General features: G+C 53.3%; 9 protein-coding genes. All 9 read left to right on the top strand.

The genetic code is table 11. The features are described 5' to 3' along the window. Position 1: 1 nt before the first annotated feature. The 9 genes from CUN67_RS16020 (at position 2) to recD (ending at position 20,407) form a co-directional block, all read left to right on the top strand. Positions 2-6,562: a hypothetical protein gene (locus tag CUN67_RS16020; RefSeq protein ID WP_208716302.1), complete on the top strand. Its 6,561-nt coding sequence runs from the start codon at positions 2-4 to the stop codon at positions 6,560-6,562. Between the two features lie 310 nt (positions 6,563-6,872). Further along, positions 6,873-7,343 (top strand): prepilin-type N-terminal cleavage/methylation domain-containing protein, encoded by a 471-nt coding sequence (locus CUN67_RS16015; RefSeq protein WP_208716301.1) that lies wholly within the window; start codon positions 6,873-6,875, stop codon positions 7,341-7,343. After that, complete coding sequence (locus tag CUN67_RS16010; protein ID WP_208716300.1) at positions 7,334-7,873, top strand: prepilin peptidase-dependent protein; 540 nt, start codon at positions 7,334-7,336, stop codon at positions 7,871-7,873. The genes CUN67_RS16015 and CUN67_RS16010 overlap by 10 nt, the downstream gene beginning before the upstream one ends. Further along, a complete protein-coding gene (locus tag CUN67_RS16005; protein ID WP_208716299.1) occupies positions 7,870-8,337 on the top strand; it encodes a DUF2509 family protein in 468 nt (155 codons plus the stop codon). The genes CUN67_RS16010 and CUN67_RS16005 overlap by 4 nt, the downstream gene beginning before the upstream one ends. Beyond that, complete coding sequence (locus CUN67_RS16000) at positions 8,291-8,569, top strand: prepilin-type N-terminal cleavage/methylation domain-containing protein (protein WP_368389660.1); 279 nt, start codon at positions 8,291-8,293, stop codon at positions 8,567-8,569. Before CUN67_RS16005 ends, CUN67_RS16000 begins: the two co-directional genes overlap by 47 nt. 82 nt (positions 8,570-8,651) lie before the next feature. Further along, positions 8,652-12,032, top strand: a complete 3,381-nt coding sequence (gene recC, locus CUN67_RS15995; protein ID WP_208716297.1) for an exodeoxyribonuclease V subunit gamma — start codon at positions 8,652-8,654, stop codon at positions 12,030-12,032. 106 nt (positions 12,033-12,138) lie between these two features. Then, positions 12,139-15,036, top strand: coding sequence for a pitrilysin (gene ptrA, locus CUN67_RS15990; RefSeq protein ID WP_208716296.1), 2,898 nt, complete (start codon positions 12,139-12,141; stop codon positions 15,034-15,036). After that, entirely contained in the window at positions 15,033-18,572 is a 3,540-nt protein-coding gene (recB, locus tag CUN67_RS15985; protein WP_208716295.1) for an exodeoxyribonuclease V subunit beta, read from the top strand. The genes ptrA and recB overlap by 4 nt, the downstream gene beginning before the upstream one ends. Beyond that, complete coding sequence (gene recD / locus CUN67_RS15980; protein ID WP_208716294.1) at positions 18,569-20,407, top strand: exodeoxyribonuclease V subunit alpha; 1,839 nt, start codon at positions 18,569-18,571, stop codon at positions 20,405-20,407. Before recB ends, recD begins: the two co-directional genes overlap by 4 nt. The last annotated feature ends 105 nt before the right edge of the window (positions 20,408-20,512 follow it).

The following is a 20,512-nucleotide window of genomic DNA, read 5'->3' as shown; positions in this document are numbered from 1 at the left end:
TATGAATTCGTATGAATCCCTTGTGCGTTTCACTTCGTTATCCGACCTGACTGACTCCTTAAACTTTGCTGAAGCCGGTAGTCCCTCGACACCTGTTGATACTGAACCGAATGGTGACATGCGAAGTTTGAATTCATTCGAACTGGCCAGTTTCAGGCTGACAGTTGACCAATTCATTCATGGGAATGAGTGGGTACAGAATGACGATATCTGTCGCCTGCTCAGGGTGATGGTAGAGGACCAGCCGTTTCGGGCATCAATGGACGGTGAAGCATACTGTCTGAAGGACATTGCCGGGATTGGCATCAATTCTGCCAGCGACATGTCAGGTTTGCTGTGTTCTCTGCTGGCGAAGCCCGAGCATCCCACCAAATTTGAGCTGGATGAGTTTAAAACTCTGCTCCGGGGGGAACTGAAGATCAACCATGATAAATGGGCGGTCAAACTCGCCGGTGCACTGCGGGGAGATGTCCGTCTGGAAGAAAGTATCAGGCAAAGACTGAATGTGGTGGAGGAGTACGACAAAAACCACCATAACCCGACTTATCATGACACGCTGCAGCTGAATAAAACGTGGCTGACAATGAAGAACAGAACCCTGGTCTCCCCTCAGGAAGTTCTGGCTACCGGCTGGAAGGAAAAGGATGTTCTGCGCGTACCACCCGAGGTGCGTAGCGAGGTGAAACAAGCGCAGGAGTCAATTAAGGCGTTTGAGGCAGTTATCAAAGAGATCTGGACTCCTGAAAGGGAGAACCGTGCATCAGACGGACTGGCTGACCGAATGAATGAGGTTATTCATCACTCGGGTGCCGCACTGGCTGAAGCGATGACTACCCTGTGCAGTTTCGCGGCGGAAGAGACGACGGGGAAGTTGTACACCTTGCACGAAGAAGCGGTGTTGAGGGTGATGGCGGCTAATGCGATGGAAATCGCGAAGCGCGATGGCGGCATGATGCTGCTGGAAGGAAAAGTGCGCGAGGAGATGCTGGCGTTTCTTGAGAAAAAACCGTCCGATGAGAGCCGCCAGGCAAAAATGATCGATCTGCTGGCCAGGCAGTTCAGAGAGGGGGCAGAAAAGAACGAATACCTGCAAAAAAGGCTCACCACCGCAACCTATAAAGCCGTTGATGCTTACCGGAAAAGCCGCAGAAAAAGTCTGCTTAAGTCAACTGAAGTCCTGCAACACGCCCTTGAGAAGTCAAAACGCCTGAGGGTGATCCTTGAGCGTGAAGCGGGCAAAAAAAGCCCGCTGAAAGCTCTCACGGATGCGATGCAGCGCAACGAAGACAGCCTCAATCGAGCGCTGGATACGTTTTCGTTGTCTCAACCTGACTGGAAGCAGAATCTGAAAACCGCCAGAGATTTGATCAGACAGTCGTACGCTGATGCTAATTTTGAAAATGGTGTTGCCAAGGCAGTCGATGGCTTTATTGCTGGTTTTCATTCAGCGGGTAAGCTCATGAAGAAAGCGGGCGTCAAGCTGGATAAGGTGCTGCATATCCCCGTTCCCGGTAAAGAGCTGCCTAAAGATAAATTATCCGAGCTAAGTACGTTGATGGTGACGCTGGATAGCGTCGCTGATCTCGCGACTTCTTTTTCCGAACCTTTTGTCGCGTCAACCGCCTCACTGAAGCGCATACGACATAAAGTTAATACGTCTGCTACAACAGAACTTCAGCTTAAAAGGGAGGTAAAGTCGACGACAAACAGCGACATGATGCTTGAGGCCATGCTTGATGTTTCGCTGGCAGATGAAGCAGCAGTCAGGCGGCGGGTCGCCAAACAGCATGATCTGGAGGAAAAAGTTGCCACCCAACTGACTGGCCTGCAGAAGGTGTTATCGCATATTCGGGAGCAGCTAGGCGCTGCATTCGAAAACAGAATCGCTGATATGTACCAAAGGTTTGGTGTACATAAGGGTGATTATCTCAGTAAAGTCCAGTCGCTACGTCATCACTATCTGGCGAAGTTTACGCAGTTGGAAAAGCAGATTAGTGAAGCGGCAAGACCTGAGCGCAAAAGTGATGAGAGAGCAGCGAAAGATCTGTTTGCCGCAGCAAACAGTATGACCGCGTTAGGGAAAAATTTATCCCGGGAAATCAGGTCGATCAGTGAATTGGATGTGGGTATTAAATTTGGTTACAACAGTTACGATAAAAATATCGTACAGGATTTAATGAGTTTTGCCGCGCAGCAGTGTGGGGAAGAGTTTGAAGCCTGGATGGAGGCGGAGCCGGATAAGCGATTCAGAACATCAGATGTGACGGCCAAAATGCAAAGGATAGTAAGGCAAATACAATCACAGCTGATGGATCCAGACCGAACTATTATGCGCAGAGCGAAGGACCCTCAGAATGCCCTGCTGAATGCTGCACTGGAGCAGGAATTGCGCAATATGATGAACCGCGTGCAGGATAAAGCTGCCACACTGGACCAATTGCTGGCGCAAACACCTAAAATCAGTGATATCGTGCGGAAGAAACTATATCAAAAGGCGGTCACCGGGACGATATTTGGTGTGCTGAGCGCCGTAACCAGTTTAGACCCGCTGACAGAAATTATCGCATCAGCTTCCCGTGCCACTGAGTTGATAAGAATACTGTGGCCAACCAAATACAAAACTGTAGCCGATCAATTAAACCAATGGACTGAGGCAAGTTCAAAAAGAAAAGCCGTAGAGAAGGTAGGTCAGCGTCATCGGCCTCATGCAATGGCTAAACTTAAACAGCGTGAGTTAGTGAAAGCATTCACAAATATTATCTCTGTTTTCGTCCCGGCTGTCGTCACGGTGCCTTTTACCCTGCCTTTTGCCTTGTACGGTATGGCCACGCGTCCGGAAAAGTTCATTAAGTCGGTGGTATCAGAATTACCCTTATCGCTTGCGATTGCGCTGGGATATGAAGCTTACAGCGAAACAGTCGAGTTACATCAGGATGTACTCAGGGATAAACAAGATCATAACGTTGAGCATATTAAAGATGATTTGCGTCGTTGCAGAAAAAATCCAGAAAAATTAGATGTACGACTCAAAGCATATGACAAATTGGATCCGACATTTCAGCGTGCGGTTTTTGAACTCAATGAGGAAATCAAGAAAGAAGAGAAGTTTGTACGGGAAGATAATAGAGGACTCGTTGCGGAAGCTGAGAAAGCCAGGAAAGAATTTGAAGCTAAGTTTGCACGGAATAACGCTAATCTGCGGGGGGAAGTAGGAAAGAAAATAGAAGGTCGTCAAACTGAAGTTAATCCTCATGGAGTGAATGATCTCCAGGTGACGGATAGTAATAAAGTCATTTCATTAGATGGAGAAGGAGATGGAATGATTAGGCGGCGCGTCAAACGTAATACGACAGCGGTAGCAGAAAACGCAATCCCTGTGAGTGTTGAAAACACTATCACAGAAAACACGGTTACCACACCGCAGAAAAGCCATGATGAGATGATTAATGAGAGTGTCAATGGCGCAATTATAGAATCTGTACCTGATAATGATAAAGGCAATCTGATTCATGATTCACAGGCGTGGATCGATGATTATAATACTAACTGGTTGAAAAAAAGTGGTTTCCAGCCACCTGCGGAGACAGGGAAATTTGACTGGGAGAGGAAAGTCGATATTTATTATTCGGCAGCGCCAAAGTCAGCGGCTCCTCATGATGCGATCAGAGATCGTTACGATGATGATGAAAAAAAAGGGACTATCACGTTTCGTGAATATGCGGTAGGTGAGCATTTACGTAAAGGATGGGGACTGGCTGATGATCTGGTGGCAAGGCCTCCAGTTAACGACCCGACGTTTACTAAAATGCTGGATGCATTGAAGGAGACAAACCTGCAGGAAGATTATCTTGGCGAGATCGATGCATATTATAATAGGCCAGAAGTTAAAGAGTATGCTGAGGTGCTTTATCGAGTAAAATTAAAAGCAATTATCAGGGATCATTTTATCTTCTCAGCAAAGAGTGCTGGCTATAATCTTGAGGATGTTCGGGCAAGAATTGAACGTGGTGAGGTTTATACGTTATCCATCGGAGGTCAGAATATATCTGATATGGTATGCATAAAGAGAAATGACAGTAATGGCTATCTTTTTGTTTCTCTCTATGATGGTAAGGTTTTTGAAGTTAATTGGCATCAAAAAGAAAACGTCATCGAGTTTAATGGCGTAGAACAAGCAACCGAATGGTATGCACGTATGAAAGCAGGGTTGCCGTTGAAACAATTAAAGTCAGTGCCAACATTCAAAATGGCTGACGATGGTGCGATTCTTAATATAAAAGACGTTGATGATCGATTCCGAACTGAAGCACACGAAGAAATATTAGAGATGAATACTGCGAGTGGATTTTCAGACCGTTTGCTGGAATTTAAATCAGGAAATCTGAAGTCAGATGTTGATTATCTGATCAAGTCATCAGGGGAGCAGTACAGAGATAAGGTCATAGACATCATTGGTAAAGTGGGAACACTTATCAGTGTGCTTTTGATTCCGGTCACCGGTGGGTTAGGTGGTTTAGGTATGGGTGTAGGAGCGAAATTGGCGACATTTATTTCCAGTGCAGCATTTAGCTGGCTGGTGACGATAGGGACTGGTGTTTTACCCAAGGTTTACCAGGGAATAAAAGCGGACAGAACTGAAGATGAACAAAGTGCATTATTTGATATCTATATAGCATTGCTTACTGAAGGAGCTGGGCACTTATTAGGAGAGCTTCTGTCTACAATAAAGAATAACGCTCTGAAAAATTTTGCTAAGTATCTTAAATGTGCACCAGAAGATGTGCCTGCACATTTAAAAACAAAGCTTTTTGACCGTATTGCAAAGAAATTTAAAAAATTTTCTAAAGATGGGGAACTCACAATCGATAATCTTGCATCGGGCACGGGAACACCATCCTCCAGATTATCAGTGGATAGCGGTAAATCCTTTGGTGCGGGACCGGAATATGCTGAGTTTAAGTTTATTGACGAAGGTCTTGAGCTGCCTGAAACTCATGTCAAAAAAATCACAGGTGATTTTGATAACGATATCGAACAGTTTAAGAAGCTATATGGCACTCCGGGTAATACGGCCACTCCTGATGAACTAAAGTATCGCACCATGGCATGGATATTAAATAATTCCGGTTATAAGGTACAAGTGGGAACCGTCACTGTGACAACGTCAACGGGTTCAACCAGCAAGAATCTGGTGTTGAAAATTTCTAAACCAGGTAAAGAAGACGGCTACATCTACTTTAAAAATGGTGCCAGGAGTGGAAGTAATGGTTCGACCGGAAACGTATTTAATGAAAGTCATGGTGCGAAAATATTTAAACAAAATGACTTTGTTAAAAGCTACGCTTCGGATATGGGGTTAGATGATAATTTTGTGAAAGTACAATGGGGGGATTCATTTTCAGGATCGGATTCTCTTACTAAAACTACAGAAATAGTAAATTCACCTGCGTGGGTTAAAGATAAAGCGATTGAAAGTCTTGCAGGAAAAAGTTCATTAGCCAGTAAGACCAGTGTTCCTGCTAAACCTGGCTATGATTCTGTGAAAGCGGGTTTCAACAGCATGACTTCTCACGCGACCATTGAGTTCTTCAGCTATTTAGGCAGTCAGGTTAAATCAGGCGTTAGTGGCAAACCCTATTCATTTAGCGATTTAAGAACCGAAGTTTATAAACCTGATGCAACCTTACGCTTTACGAATACGCTGGGAGGAACCATCACGGTAGGAACATCGTTACATTTGCTTGGCCCTGCAGCAAGTGGTAACACCAATAACGTCACAATTTATAATTACTCTGGTGGTAAGGCAGTCACAACGAATATAGCCTACAACTCAAATTCACAGATTAACCTCTCTGTTGGTGATGCTGGCAGAAGCTCAGGGTTAGATTATGAATACAGTAAAGTTCGGATCAAAGGGAAAGTTGCAAGAGTCAATGATCAGGATTTAGTGAATCATGAGAATCGAATAAAAACTAGCTTAGGGACCAATACTGATATTTCAAAGCTGAATGCACCGATAATCATTGTTATTGACAAAAGCAAGATTCCCAATCTGCAACCAGGCAACAAAATGCCAAGTGAAATCCCTAATGAAGCTATTGTTGGAATTATTACTGAAGAAAATAAAATTCAGGAGGTGTCAGTTATTACTGAAAAACTGCTGGGTCGTAAAGTTCCAGTGACCTCTCTTAAGGTTGAAAAAACGCCAGCGGCACTTCGGGCGGAACAGGAAGCAGCACAACAAATTAACACGGTTTCTGTAGCAGAGCCTGAAGGGGCTAATAATGCGTCGACTACAGAAAACTATTCATCCCTCCCGGGTGACAATCTGAGCAGGCTGGGTAGAAAGTTTCAGTCGAGATATCCAAACGGATCTGATGCTGCTGCAATAATTTATGAAGATAATAAGGGTAAACTTCCAGCGGGTCAGCGAAAGTTACATCTTATCCCCGCCGGGACGCAACTTAAAATACGGACGCTCCCAGACCAGACCACGGAGCAAAATAACCAAACAGATTCGAGAAACGCAGCTTCATTTTTACGATTTGGCAGGCCTAACTAAGAAATGCCGCAAGGATATAGCTATGAATGCCAAATTGTGAATATTCCGGAATAGTCAGGATAATTTTCGAAATATTTGATCTTTATAAAATGCAGTATCAGTAAAAAGATGCCCTGCCAGCTATCTGATAGGGCATCTTTTGCTGAGAGACGTGCACACCTGCAGAGATTCTCTGATATGGGCATTTTTTGGGGACAACTCGCAAAAAAATGTACCCACCTGCCTGTCCTGCCTGATTCTCTGCGCAACCTTTTCCAGCATGCATTTTGCTGTCTTGAACCCGTGCCGTTATTGGCACAGTTTAACGGTCATGAACAGAAACGATGAAAACGGCTTTACCCTGCCGGAGTTATTGCTGGTGATGGTGATTGCGGGTGTGCTCAGCCTCGGTACGTTACAAGGCTGGCAGCGCTGGCAACAGCACCAGCAGCTACGGGAAAGCGTACTGCAACTCCAGGGCTTTTTACTGCGATTGCGCGCCTATGCCAGCTGGCATAACACGGATGCCAGCCTGTGGTTGCTGTCCGGCGATTCTGGCTGTGTCGGCAGCGGAACGCGTCCGGTTGACGGATGCCTGTCAGCATCACGCTGGATCTTCAAACCGCCTCATGTGGGTGTGCGCCTCGTCAGTATCACCGGCGAACCGGGGTTTTATGGCCGCCGCGATGTTGCAAGGGCAGGCAGCATTGATATTGAAAGCAGCGCCGGGCGCTGGCGGGTGATTATCTCAGCCCGTGCGCGAATTCGTGCCTGCCCGGCGGGAGAGAAGGGATGCGAATAAGCCAGGCGGGGTTCAGCCTGCTGGAAATGCTGATCGCGATGGCGATTGGGGCCGTGCTGATGCTCAGCGTGGGGCGGTTTTTGCCGTTGCTGCTGGTGGAAAACCTGGCTTTACAACAGCGGGTCCAGTTGCAGCAGGAATTACAGCAAATCTCGCAAACACTGCAAAAGGCGCTGCGTCGCGCGGGATACTGCAATGGCGAGTGCAGCGGTCCGGCGCTGACGCTGAGTGAGAATGGCAGCTGCATCCTGCTGCGCTGGGATGAAAACAGCAATGGCCGCTGGGAAGGTGTCGGCCATAGCGATAGCGATTTTTATGGCTATCGCTTACGCGGCGGACAGGTCGAGATGCAGCGTGGTGTCGATGAATGCAACAGCGCTGGCTGGGAACGCTTAACAGATCCTGAATTTTTGACGATTACGCACTTCAGAGTCGAACGCCAGGCAGAACATTTGAGCGTACAACTGACGGGCAAAGCTGGTGAGCAATGGGTGGCGCTGGAGAGCTGGGTCAGAGGAGAGAATCTGTGAAGCAGGCGGGTAACAGCACCCTGGGTATGGTGCTGCTGGTGCTATTGATGGGCGGCCTAACCTTACATGCCACCCGTACCCGTCTGGCGCAGGGCATGGTTCTGGTGGCTGATGAACAGCAGCATCATCAGGATTTCTGGCTGGCCGCAGGCGCATTGCAATGGGGCAAAGTACAGCATTGGCCGCAGACGCCGGGCTGGCAATGCCAGTGGTGGGTGACGGAACAATGGCGCAGCTGTCTGCTACGCATGGAGGACGACCGTGGGTTATTACAGGGAAGTGGTACCGGGCGCGAGCTGGCGCTCTGGCATTGGGTCTCGTTACAGGGAAATCAAATCAGATTCCGGGCGCATGGCTGGATTGATTACTGCCCGCTGGCGGACGCCGCGTTGTGCCAGGCAGCAGCAAGGATTCAGCCTGGCGGAAACCCTGGTAGCGATGCTGCTGCTGGCGATGAGTATTAGCGCGTTGCTGCACTACCATCGGGCGCTGGCGCTGGGCTTTAGCCAGCAGTGGCAGCAGCGTCAGGCATGGCTGGTTGCAGGCCAGGCCCTGCTCGGGCGCGATGTGGCAGGCTGGCGAGTTCAGCGTCAGCAGCAGTCTCAGCCAGGCAGCTGCATACTGGAGCGGGTAACCGTGAGTAACCCGCAACAGCGCGAGGCGTCACTGGCACGGCTGGATTGTCCTTCCCCCTGATGATCTCCTCACGGTAGGCATCCCAGGCGATACAGGGTAGAGTGACCAGGCTGCGCAGTTTTACTTTTATACGGGAGACTTCATGTTCCGGGTTTACCACTCCAATCAGCTTGACCTGCTTAAAAATCTGGCCGGAATTCTGATTGAAAACCAACCGCTTACCGATCCATTTGCTGCTGAGCAAGTGTTGGTACAAAGCCCCGGTATGGCGCAATGGCTACAGATGGAACTGGCGCGCAGTTTTGGCATAGCGGCGAACATTGATTTCCCGCTGCCTGCCTCCTTTATCTGGAACATGTTTGTGCAGGTGCTGCCGGATATTCCCGAGGAAAGCGCCTTTACCAAAGCCAGCATGAGCTGGAAACTCATGCATCGTCTGCCCGCGTTGCTGGAGCAGGACGCCTTTGCGTCGCTGCGCCACTACCTGCATGACGATGCGGATAAGCGCAAGCTGTATCAGCTCAGTGCCCGTGTCGCAGACTTATTTGACCAGTATCTGGTGTATCGCGCTGACTGGCTTAACAGCTGGGAGTGCGGTGAATTGATTGAGGGCCTGGGGGAGTCGCAGCAGTGGCAGGCGGCGTTATGGCGCGATCTGGTCAGTTTTACCGCAAGCCTTGGTCAGCCGTTGTGGCATCGTGCCAATTTATATGCCCGCTTTATTCAGACGCTGGAACAGGCCAGCAGCCCACCGCCAGGGTTGCCGCAGCGTGTGTTTATCTGCGGGATCTCAGCGCTCCCGCCAGTTTATTTGCAGGCCCTGGAAGCGCTGGGTCGCCATATCGATATTCATCTGCTGTTCACCAATCCCTGCCGTGATTATTGGGGAGACATTCAGGATTATGCGTTTCTGGCTAAACTCCAGAGCCGCAAGCGTCGCCGCATTCATTCCGATGAACAGCAACCCCTGTTTCGTGATCCTGCGGCAGCCCCCGCGCTATTTAATGAATCAGGTGAACAACAGTTAACCAATCCGCTGCTGGCTTCGTGGGGCAAACTGGGGCGCGATAACCTGTTTCTGCTCAGCCAGATGGAATCTGCCGCCAACGATATCGATGCCTTTGTCGATATCCCTCCCGACAATCTGCTGCATGCGTTGCAGGCTGATTTACTCAACCTGGAAGATAATGCGGTAATTGGTGTGAGTGCCGGAGAGCTAGCGGGCAGCCAGAGCAAGCGCCCGCTCGATCCACAGGATCGTTCTCTGACGATTCAGGTTTGCCACAGCGCCCAGCGTGAAGTGGAGGTTTTGCAGGATCATTTGTTAGCCCTGATGGAGGCCGATCCGCAGCTGAAACCGCGCGATATCATCGTGATGGTGGCGGATATCGACAGTTACGCGCCCTTTATTCAGGCTGCTTTCGCCAGCGCCCCCTCATCCCGCTATCTGCCATTTGCCATCTCTGACCGCAGGGCCAGCCAGGCACATCCGGCCATTCTGGCGTTGTTGAGCTTGCTGTCGTTACCGGAAAGCCGTTTTGCTTCGGAAGAGGTGCTGGCGTTGCTGGAAGTCCCGGCGCTGGCACAGCGTTTCTCGGTGGATGAAAGCGGCTTACGCCTGCTGCGTCGCTGGGTGATGGAGTCGGGGATTCGCTGGGGGCTGGATGATGCCAGCGTCGAGGCGCTGGCGCTGCCGGTCACCGGCCAGCATACCTGGCGTTTTGGTTTGCAACGCATGTTGCTGGGTTACGCGCTGGAAAGCCAGAACGGCGACTGGCAGGGCATTCTGCCTTACGACGAATCCACCGGGTTGATTGCGGAACTGGCGGGCCATCTGGCGGAGTTACTGTCAAAGCTGGAGGCCTGGCGCACACGACTGGCGCAGGAACGTCCCCTCAATGACTGGCTGCCATTGTGCCGCGAATTGATAGATAGCTTCTTTAGCGGTGATAGCGAAAGCGAAGCGGCTTTGATGCTGGTGGAAAACCAGTGGAAGCAGATTATTGAGCAAGGTATGCAGGCGGCTTATGCACAACCGATACCGGTCACACTGCTGCGCGATGAGCTGCGTTCACGTCTCGATCAGCAACGTATCAGCCAGCGTTTCCTTGCTGGCCCGGTGAATTTCTGTACGCTGATGCCGATGCGCTCGATACCTTTCAAAGTGGTATGCCTGCTGGGAATGAACGACGGTGTATATCCGCGCACGTTGGCACCATTAGGCTTTGACCTGATGCAGCAGCAAATGCGTAAAGGCGATCGTAGCCGACGTGACGATGACCGTTATCTGTTCCTCGAAGCGCTGATTTCCGCCCAGGAGCAGCTGTATATCAGCTATATCGGACGTGCCATTCAGGATAATACCGAGCGCTATCCGTCGGTGCTGGTCACGGAGCTGGTGGATTATCTTGGTCAGAGTTTCTGTTTGCCCGGAGATGAAGAAGCTGAACCGGATATCAGCGAGCAGCGGGTACGCGAACATTTACAAACGCTGCATAGCCGTATGCCGTTTGCCGCAGAAAATTTCCAGCCGGGCAGCTATGGGCAAAGTTTTGCTGCCGAATGGTTGCCTGCCGCTGCCGGGCGGGGTGAGGCACAACCGGACTTCGTCCAGCCATTGGCCGCGATGCCGTTGACCACGGTGTCGCTGGAACAACTGCTGCGTTTCTGGCGTCATCCGGTCCGTGCCTGGTTTCAACAGCGACTGGGCGTCGCGTTCTGGATGGAAGAGAGTGAGTTGCCGGACAGTGAACCTTTCTCTCCCGACAGCCTTGAACGCTATCAAATCAACGCGCAGTTGCTGAATACCCTGGTGGCAGGTGAGGATCCGACGCAGCTTTACGCCCGCCATCGCGCAGCAGGAAACCTCCCTTATGGCGCATTTGGGGAACTTTTCTGGCAAAGCCAGACCGAAGAGATGCAGGAAGTGGCTGCTGAAGTCAGTGGACAGCGCCAGGCAGCGGAAAGCTGGGAAGTGGATCTCCCCCTGGGCGATGTGCAGTTGACCGGCTGGCTAACTCAGGTGCAAGCTGATGGCCTGCTGCGCTGGCGTCCCGGCGTGCTCAATATGAATGATGGCTTACTGCTGTGGCTGGAGCATCTGGTGTATTGCGCCCTGGGCGGCAGCGGCGAAAGCCGCATGTATGGTCGTAAACAAAGTCGCTGGCGTTTTAGCGCAATTGGCAGTGAACAGGCGCTCAGCCTGTTGCAGGAGTATATGGCCGGGTATCAGGCCGGATTGTCACAGCCACTCATGCTGCTGAACAAATCCGGTGGAGCCTGGCTGGAAGCGAGTTTTGACGCGAAAACCCGTCAGTTATTCGATGACGAGGCCACGCAGAAAAAAGCACGCAGCCGGTTAATACAGGCCTGGCAGGGTGGTTTTCAGCTGGAAGGTGAGGGCAGTGATCCTTACCTGCAGCGCCTGAGTCGTGTGCTTGATGACACGGCACTTCAGGCAATCACTGATGCTGCCCGGCGCTGGTATTTGCCGGTGCGTCTCGCGCATCACGATGATGAATAGCAATTGGGTGACGATGTTACAGGATGTCGTCCTCACCATAATAAAAAGTCATTTTTTTGGCCGCCGGGTGCACAGCCAGCGGTAAAGGGTAACGTAAGGGGTTTAAATGCGGATTTACGCACGCTGGATAGCGGCGCTGCTGCTGAGCGTCACGGCTTTGTCTGCCGTGGCTGATGAGCAGCGCGGCTGGCAGCCAGTCAATGAAACCATTCGTAAAAGCGATCACGATCCACGCGCCTATCAGGCGATAACGCTGACAAACGGCATGACCGTTCTGCTGGTCTCCGATCCCGCCGCTCCTAAGTCACTGGCAGCACTGACATTGCCGATTGGATCACTGGACGATCCTAATCAGCAACTGGGTCTGGCGCACTATCTCGAACACATGGTGCTGATGGGGTCGAAGCTCTATCCCCAGCCGGATAACCTCGCAGAATTCCTGAAAAAACATGGTGGTAGCCATAACGCCAGTACCGCGTCCTATCGCACGGCGTTCTATCTCGAAGTGGAGAATGATGCGTTGCAACCGGCGGTGGATCGTCTGGCGGATGCCATTGCTGAGCCGTTACTTGATCCGGTCAATGCCGATCGTGAGCGCCACGCGGTGAACGCCGAGCTGACTATGGCGCGCTCGCGCGATGGTCTGCGTATGGCTCAGGTGGGAGCAGAAACCCTGAACCCAGAGCACCCCGGTGCGCGTTTTTCCGGCGGCAATCTTGATACGCTGAAGGACAAACCTGGCAGCCAGCTGCATCAGGCGTTGCTTGATTTCTACCATAGCCACTACTCGGCTAACCTGATGAAAGCAGTGATTTACAGCAACAAACCGCTGCCGGAGATGGCAGATATTGCCGCGAAAACCTTCGGTCGCGTGGCAAATCACCAGGCCAGCGTGCCTGATATCAGCGTGCCAGTGGTTACCGATGCGCAAAAAGGCATCATCATTCATTACGTGCCCGCCCAGCCGCGTAAGCAGCTGAAAGTCGAATTCCGTATTGCTAACAACAGCGACCGCTTCCGCAGTAAAACCGACACGTTGATCAGCTATGTGCTGGGCAATCGCAGCAAAAATACCCTGAATGACTGGCTGCAACGGCAGGGGCTGGCGGATGGTGTCAATGCCGGTGCCGACCCGATGACCGAGCGCACCAGCGGCGTGTTTGCCATTACCGTCTCGCTGACCGACAAAGGTCTGGCACAGCGTGATGAGGTGGTTGCAGCAATATTCAGCTATCTCGATATGCTGCGTACCAAAGGCATCGATAAAGACTATTTCGATGAAGTCTCCCATGTGCTGGCGCTGGATTTCCGTTATCCCTCCATCACCCGAGATATGGATTACATCGAATGGCTGGTCGATACCATGTTGCGTGTGCCAATTGACCATGCGCTGGATGCCCCTTATCTGGCCGATGACTATGATCCCGCGGCCATTAAGGCGCGCCTGGCGGAGATGACGCCGCAAAATGCGCGTATCTGGTATATCAGCCCGCAGGAGCCGCACAACAAGGAAGCCTACTTTGTTAATGCGCCTTATCAGGTCGATAAAATCAGCGAGGCACAGTTCAGTGACTGGCAGCAGCGTGCCAGCGCTATTCAGCTGTCATTGCCGACCCTGAACCCCTATATCCCGTCGGATTTCTCCATCATGCCGTCGGATGGCAAAACCTACACCCATCCTGTTGCTCTGACGACTGGCGACAGCATGCGTATCTTCTGGATGCCAAGTCAGTACTACGCCAGCGAACCGAAAGCCGCGATTACCCTGGCGCTGCGTAATAAAGCGGCGATCAGTGATGCACAGCATCAGGTGTTATTTGGCCTGAATGATTATCTCTCCAGCCTGGCGCTGGATCAGCTGAACTCACAGGCGTCAGTCGGGGGGATCAGCTTCTCTACCGGTGAAAATGATGGCCTGGAATTTAACGCCAGCGGTTTCACACAGCGCCTGCCGGAACTGCTGAAAAAACTGGTGGAAGGTTATGCCACCTTCACGCCAACCCAGCAGCAACTGGAACAGGCGAAATCCTGGTATCTCGATCAGCTTGAATCGGCGGATAAAGGCAAAGCGTTTGAGCTGGCTATTCAGCCGATGCAGATGCTGTCGCAGCTCCCTTATACTCAGCGTGAAGAACGCCGTAAGCTGGTGAAAGATATCACCCTGAAGCAGGTGACGGACTATCGTGATGCGCTGATTCACCATGCCACACCAGAAATGATCGTGGTCGGGAATCTCTCTGCTGACCGGGTCAAACAGCTGGGCGAAGATCTGAAGCAGCAGTTGCAGAGTGACGGCCATTCATACTGGCACAGCAATTATGTGGCGATTGATAAGCCGGTGAAAGCCAACCTGCAAAAAGCGGGCAGCAGCACCGATTCGGCCCTGGCTGCGCTCTATGTGCCGCTCGGTTATAGCGAATATCAGAGCATGGCGAGCAGCTCCATGCTCAGCCAGATTGTACAGCCGTGGTTCTATAACCAGCTGCGTACGGTGGAGCAACTGGGTTACGCGGTGTTTGCCTTCCAGATGCCGGTGGGCCGCCAGTGGGGTATCGGTTTCCTGCTGCAAAGCAACAGCAAGCAACCGGCTTACCTGATGCAGCGCTTCCAGGCGTTCTATCCACAGGCGGAACAACGTCTGCGTGATATGAAGCCGGATGAGTTTGCCCAATATCAGCAGGCAATGATTAACGATCTGCAACAGCGTCCGCAAACGCTGGATGAAGAAGCTAATCGCTTCAACCGTGATTTCAATCGCCAGAATTTTGCCTTTGATACCCGTGAAAACGTGATTGCACAGATCAAACAGCTGACCCCTGCCGGCCTGGCCGATTTCTTCCATCAGGCGGTGCTGGCACAGCAGGGCATGGCAATGGTTTCGCAGATTGGCGGCAGTCATGATGGCACGGTGAAAGACGATTATGCGCAGTTGCCTGGCTGGACCACCTGGCAGGAAGTTTCGCAGCTGCAGCAGTCGCTGCCGGTGAAGAGTGACGATAAATGAGTTTGCTGCCTGAATCGCTCAATCCGCTCACGCTGCCGTTGCGTGGCGAGCGGCTGATTGAAGCCTCAGCCGGGACCGGAAAAACCTTTACCATCGGCCTGCTCTATCTGCGCTTGCTGCTGGGGTTGGGGGGCGAGCGGGCTTATACCCGTCCGCTCTCGGTTGAAGAGATTCTGGTGGTGACCTTTACTGAAGCGGCTACCGCTGAATTGCGTGGACGTATCCGGGCGAATATCCACGAGCTGCGGCTGGCCTGCATTCGCGGGCACAGCAACAACGCGATGCTGGCGCAATTGCTACAGGAAATGCCACAACCGGCGGAGGCGGCATCCCTGCTGCTGGCGGCTGAGCGGCAAATGGACGAGGCGGCGATTTTCACCATTCACGGCTTTTGCCAGCGCATGCTCAATCTTAATGCGTTCGAATCCGGCATGTTGTTTGAACAGCAGCTGATCGAGGATGAACAGTTGTTGCTGAAACAGGCAACGGCGGATTTCTGGCGACGCCACTGCTATCCGCTGACGCTGGATGTGGCGCGTGCCATCGTGGCGGAATGGAGCGGCCCGGAGCAACTGCTGGCAACCTTACGTCCCTGGCTACAAGGGGAGACCCCCAGCTTGCAGTCTCCCCCGGCAGCTGACGAAACGCTGGCGGCTCGCCATGCGCAAAACCTGGCACGTATTGCTGACATCAAAGCACGCTGGGCAGCAGTGGGTGAAGACGTCGTTAACCTGATTAGCGACTCCGGTGTCGATAAGCGCAGCTACAGCAGCAAAAACCTGCCGCTTTGGGTCAACAAAGTGTCGCTGTGGGCGCAAAGTGCAACCCATGATTATCAGGTGCCAGCGGAACTGGCGCGTTTTGGTCAGCAGATATTGATTGAGAAGACCAAAAAAGGTGAAGTTCCCCAGCATGCGTTATTTGTCGCGATTGACCAGTTTCTGGCGCAGCCGATTTCTTTGCGCGATCTGGTGATCGCCAGGGCGCTGACTGAGGTACGCAGCGCGGTATGGAAAGAAAAACGGTTGCACGCGCTGCTCGGGTTTGATGACCTGCTGAGCCGTCTGGATGAAGCCCTGCAACAGCCTGGTGGGCCGCAGCTGGCGCAGGCGATACGCCAGCGCTTTCCGGTAGCGCTGATTGATGAGTTTCAGGACACCGACCCACTGCAATATCGTATTTTCAGCACGCTCTACGTTAACCAGCCAGAGCATGCGTTGTTGCTGATCGGCGATCCCAAACAGGCGATTTACGCGTTTCGTGGAGCGGATATTTTTACCTATATTCGCGCCCGAAATGATGTGAGTGCCCACTATACCCTCGACACTAACTGGCGCTCATCGCCGCCAATGGTAGAAAGCGTAAATCGGCTTTTCAGTCGCCTTGATGCGCCCTTTTTATTTGCCGATATTCCGTTTTTGCCGGTTCATTTTGCTGCGCCAAATCAGGCGCTGACGCTGAATCTCGATCAACAACCCCAGGCCGCGTTACGCTTCTGGCTGCAACCCGGTGAGGGATGCAGCGTGGGTGATTATCAGCAACTGATGGCGCAGCAGTGCGCGGTGGATATCAGCCGCTGGTTGCAGGCAGGTCAGGAACAGCGGGCGATGCTGGGGAAAGCACCGGCATTACGTCCGGTACAGGCGTCGGACATCACCGTGCTGGTGCGCAGCCGCAACGAGGCGAACCTGATTCGTGAGGCACTGAATCAGCTGGCGATTCCATCGGTATACCTGTCGAATCGCGACAGTGTCTACACCACCCCGGAGGCGCGCGAGCTATTGTGGTTGCTGCAGGCGGTGCTGGCCCCGGAGCAGGAACGGATGTTGCGTACTGCGCTGGCAACGTCGTTGTTTGCTTTTGATGCGGCGCAACTGGATGCGCTCGATCAGGATGCGCGCGGCTGGGATCAGTTGGTTGATACCTTTGCCCGCTGGCAGCTGGTGTGGCAGCAGCGTGGTGTGCTGCCGATGCTACGCGAGATGATGCAGGAGCGTCAGCTGGCAGAGAATCTGCTGGCTTCGGAAAACGGTGAGCGCCGTCTTACCGATCTGTTGCACCTGGGCGAGTTGTTGCAGGAGGCTGCGTCCCAGCTCGACAGCCCGCATGCATTGGTACGACATCTGGCGCAGCAGATTGCCCGACCTGATAGCCAGGCGGCCAGCCAGCAGCTGCGTCTGGAGAGCGATCGTCATCTGGTACAGATCGTGACTATCCATAAATCGAAAGGTCTGCAGTACCCGCTGGTATGGCTGCCCTTTGCTGCCGGTTTCCGTGAGGCCGATACCGCGTTGTATCACGACCGGGAAAACTTTGGTGCAGTGCTGGATTTACAAAACGATGAGGCCAGTCTGGCGCTGGCCGAGCAGGAGCGTCTGGCGGAAGATTTGCGGCTGCTGTATGTGGCGCTGACGCGTTCGGTTTATCACTGTAGCGTTGGCGTGGCACCGTTGTTTCGCGGCACGCGCAAGAAAGAAGGCGCAAGCGATCTGCATAAAAGCGCGCTCGGTTTTCTGTTGCAACGCGGCGAGGCCGCGACGGCGGAGCAACTGGCGGCGCTGCTGGCAGAAATGAATGATGTAGCCACTGAAGTGGTGCCTGCCGGGGAAGTTGATGCCATACGCTGGCAGTCCCTGGACACCAGTGAAGTGGCGTTAGATGCACGCGCAGTGACACGTACACTGGCCGATCCCTGGCGCGTTACCAGCTACTCCGGTTTACAACAGCACGGCAGCAGTCGCTTGCTGGAGGTGATGCCAGGGTTTGATGTGGACGCGGCGGCAGACGAACCCGGTGAGCCACAGCCTTCCGCGCTGACGCCACACCATTTCCCGCGCGGTGCCGCACCCGGTACTTTCCTGCATGAACTGTTTGAGTCGCTGGACTTCACCCAGCCACCCAGCGAAGAGCTGCTGTTGCAGCATCTGCAACAGAATGGTTATCCGCCACACTGGCAGCCGATGCTCAGTGACTGGATTGACCGCGTGGTGAGTACGCCGCTCAATGCTGAGGGGATTAAGCTGGCGGGCATTCAGCCGCAAAACCGGCTGGTGGAAATGGCGTTTTATCTGCCGATTGATGGTCTGCTGCGGGCCGAAGAAATGGATGCGCTGGTGCGCAGCCATGATGGGTTATCACAAGCTGCCCCCGCCCTCGATTTCCGCCAGGTGCAGGGCATGCTGAAGGGCTTTATCGATTTGGTGTTTCGCTGGCAGGGTAAATATTATCTGCTGGACTACAAGTCCAACTGGCTGGGCGATAGCCATACCGCTTATACGCCGCAGGCTATGGCTCAGGCGATGATCGACCACCGCTACGATTTGCAGTACCAGCTGTATAGCCTGGCGTTGCATCGTTATCTGCGCCATCGCCTGGCTGATTACGATTATGAACAACATTTTGGTGGCGTATTCTACCTGTTTTTACGGGGTATGGATGGCAGCTCGCCTGACAATGGCGTCTTTCACACCCGACCATCCCACGCGTTTATCGCCGGGCTGGATAACCTGTTTCATGGGCAGGGAGTGACATCATGAGTAACATGACGACATTGCTGGCCCAGGCAATGGAACTGCGTTTACTGCGTCCGCTTGATATCCAGTTTGCTTGTCTGGTGGCCGATGACAGCCAGCCTGCGCGTCTGCTGGCTGCGGCGTGCCTCAGTGCCGAAGCGGGAGAAGGGCATGTCTGCCTGCCGCTGACGCAGCTGACGCGTGATGGATTGTTCAATGGTCGCCATCCTGAACTGGCGCAGGCCATCTGGCAGGCTGCCGGTGAACCGCAGGACTGGCTGACGGTATTTCAGGGCTGGTCCGCGCTAAGCGATAGCGCGCAAGCCACTCCCATCGTCCTGGCGCAGCAGCGGCTTTATCTGCATCGGTTGTGGCAGAACGAAGGCCAGGTCGCGCGCTTTTTCCGTGCGGATGCCGCACCGCAGCAATTCGCGCCCGAGGCGATACGTCAGGTGCTGGACCAGCTGTTTGGTGCACAACCGGAAGACTGGCAAAAGATTGCCGCTGCGGTGGCACTGACACAAAAAACCGCCGTGATTTCCGGCGGCCCTGGTACGGGTAAGACGACCACGGTGGCGAAACTACTGGCGGCGCTGATACGCCTGAGCGCCGGTACGCTGCGTATTCAGCTGGCCGCGCCAACCGGAAAAGCGGCAGCCCGCCTGACGGAATCGCTGGGTAAAGCATTGCGGCAATTGCCAGTCAGTGACGCAGAGCGGCTGGCTTTTCCGGCAGAGGCGACCACCCTGCATCGTCTGCTGGGTGCTCAACCGGAGACGCAGCGTCTGCGCTATCACGCGGGAAATCCTCTGCATCTGGATGTGCTGGTGGTGGATGAAGCCTCGATGGTCGATCTCGGCATGATGGCTAATCTGATCGCTGCATTGCCGCCACAGGCGCGGGTGATCTTTCTCGGTGATCGCGATCAACTGGCATCAGTCGAAGCGGGAGCGGTGCTGGGGGATATCTGTCGCTGTGGCGAAGCCGGTTACAGCCTGGAGCGGGCAACCCATCTCAGCCAGCTCACGGGCTGCGAAGTACCGGGCAGGGAAGATGCGGAAGCGCCGCTGGTGCGGGACGCCATCTGTCTGCTGCGCAAAAGCTATCGCTTTGACGCCCAGTCAGGCATTGGCAAACTGGCGGCAGCGGTGAATCAGGGCGATGTGGCGGAAGTCGGGCACGTGTTTGGCGCAGGCTTTAGCGATATTACCCGTCAGCCGTTGAGCGATGCACAGGCATATCAGGCCATGCTGGCTCAGGTAGCCGAGGGCTACCGGCCTTACCTGCATCTGGTTACCGGGCGGGCTGATCCCGCCGATATAATCCATGCTTTTGGCCGTTATCAGCTGCTCTGTGCATTACGTGAAGGGCCGTTTGGCGTGCAGGGACTTAACCAGCGCATTGAGCAAAAACTGATTCAGTTGCAGTTGATCCGTCGCCCGACGGGCGGAAGCCGTTGGTATCAGGGCCGACCGGTGATGGTGACGCGCAACGACAGCGCGCTGGGTTTGTTTAATGGCGACATCGGTATCACGTTACCCGATGAGGAAGGGGTGCTGAAGGTGTTTTTCCCGCTGCCGGATGGCACCATCAAAGCGGTGCAGCCCAGCCGCTTACCGGCACACGATACTGCCTGGGCGATGACGGTGCATAAATCACAGGGTTCGGAATTTGATCACACCGCGCTGGTGATGCCGGCGCAATTTTTGCCGGTGCTGACGCGCGAGTTGATTTATACCGCCATCACCCGCGCCCGCCAGCAACTGACGTTGTACAGCGATGACGGTGTGTTTCGGCGCGCGGTGCAGCTACGTACCCAGCGCCGGAGTGGCTTGCTGGAAAGGTTGGTGGAGGCGTAACGGGTGAGAAATCACGCCGTTACGCCCAGTCACGCACCTGGTCGTAGCGGCGCAATTTATTGCGCGTCTTTTGACCTGGATACCGCTGAACACTGCGCGATAAAT

This window comes from Pantoea cypripedii (genome assembly GCF_011395035.1).
Classification (GTDB): Bacteria; Pseudomonadota; Gammaproteobacteria; order Enterobacterales; family Enterobacteriaceae; genus Pantoea; species Pantoea cypripedii_A.
Note: the sequence above shows the minus strand (reverse complement) of the source record. Positions and strands in the feature narration are given on the sequence as shown.